The following is a 1,618-nucleotide window of genomic DNA, read 5'->3' as shown; positions in this document are numbered from 1 at the left end:
ACCTGGTGACGGAGCCCCGTCCGACGCCTTCTCCACGCGGTCCGCAACTCCCCCGGGCGGGGCCGGTCTTCCGGCCCCGCCCGGGGCGTTCGTGCGGGCGGCGTGCACACGCGTACACGTCCTGAGGCGGACGGGCCGCCGGCCCGAACGAGTGGCCGGCCGGACGGACGCGGACGCACGTGGGCCCCGGCCCGATGAGGCCGGGGCCCACGTGCGGCACGCCGGAGGCTGCCGGGCGGAGCGCGTCAGGAACGGGCGCGCAGGGCTGTGGAGCGTGTCAGGAACCGTCGCGTACGGCCGCGGAGCGCGTCCGCAGAACGAAGACGAAGGCGACCACCGCTCCCAGCGCGGGCGGCACCGCGGACAGCAGCAGGATCTCTCGGCCCGGGACGTCCAGGGCGAGGAGCCCTCCGCCGACGGCCGGGCCGACGATGGAGCCGGTGCGGCCGAGCGCGGCGGCGTAGGCGACACCGGTCGTGAGGGTCGCGGTGGGATACAGGGTCACCGCGAGGGCCGTCTGACCGAGCACGCCCGCGACGATGCCCGCACCGGCCGCGGCCAGCATCACCAGCAGCGCCGCGCGGCCGGTGTCCGCCCACGCCGTCGCGAGGAGGAACACGACGGCCGCCAGCGCCATCACGGTCAGGGCGCGCGGCGTACCGATCCGTGCGCACAGGGGAACCATCACCAGTCCGCCGAGGACCCCGCCCAAGGCGATCATCGACGTGCCCACCGGCGCCTGCTCGGGAGTGAAGCCGTATCCCCGGGCGAGCAGGGTCGGCAGCCAGGTGAGGAGGCCGTAGTTCGTCGTGTACATCAGGAGGGCGAAGCACCACAGCAGTACCGTCCGCACGGCGGTGCCCCGCTCGAACAGCCGGCGTACGGAGGGGTCCGCCGCCTCCGCGCGCGGTACGGAGGAGTCGGGGGTGCCGGGCAGGCCCCGCACCAGCACCGGCACCATCAGCGCCGGCAGCAGGGCGCCGGCCCAGAAGACGGACGTCCATCCGAACGCGGTGATCAGGGGTGTGCTGACGAGACCTCCGGCGACGGCGCCGACGGCGATCGCCAGGACGACCCCGACGCTGGCGGACTCCCGCCGTGCGGGGGGCACGTGGTCCGCGGTGAGGGAGACGCACGCGGGCAGCACGACGCCGAGACCGAGCGCGGTCACCAGGCGCGCGACGCCGAGCGTCGTCACCGAGTCCACGGGCACGGTCAGTGCCGACCCCGCTGCGAACACCAGGGTTCCGGTGACGATCAGGGGTTTGCGCCCGAAGCGCGCGGCGGCCCGCGAGGAGCACAGGTATCCGATCACCACGCCGAGGTTGGTGGCGACGAGCGCCGGAGTGAACGCCGATTCGTCCAGGTTCCACTCCCGCGCCAGCGTCGGCACGACGAAGCCGAGCGACGCGGTGTCGAATCCGTCGAGGAAGATGGTCAGGAAGGCGAGGACGACGACCCGCCGACTGCTCGTCCCGGCACCCCCCTCGGTCGTCGCGTCCGCCGGACGCTCATGAGTTGTGGTCATCTGCTTTCACCTTGGGTTCACGGGCGCGGGCCCGCGCCCTGGTGTGCGGGGTGTGCGGTCGGAAGGGGGCGGACGACCGCCGCCGGAACC

At 74.2% G+C, this 1,618-nt stretch carries 1 protein-coding gene; it reads right to left on the bottom strand.

The genetic code is table 11. The features are described 5' to 3' along the window. Window positions 1–277: 277 nt before the first annotated feature. On the bottom strand, window positions 278–1,528 hold the full coding sequence (locus ACFU5F_RS42370) for an MFS transporter (RefSeq protein WP_383899029.1): 1,251 nt from the start codon (window positions 1,526–1,528) through the stop codon (window positions 278–280). Between the last annotated feature and the right edge of the window lie 90 nt (window positions 1,529–1,618).

The organism is Streptomyces sp. NPDC057438, from assembly GCF_042802995.1.
In the GTDB taxonomy this organism is placed as follows: Bacteria; Actinomycetota; Actinomycetes; order Streptomycetales; family Streptomycetaceae; genus Streptomyces.
Note: the sequence above shows the minus strand (reverse complement) of the source record. Positions and strands in the feature narration are given on the sequence as shown.

Bases quoted from the DNA above. Each gene is read 5' to 3' on its own strand.
- ACFU5F_RS42370 (WP_383899029.1), bottom strand. From the start codon at position 1,528: ATGACCACAACTCATGAGCGTCCGGCGGACGCGACGACCGAGGGGGGT.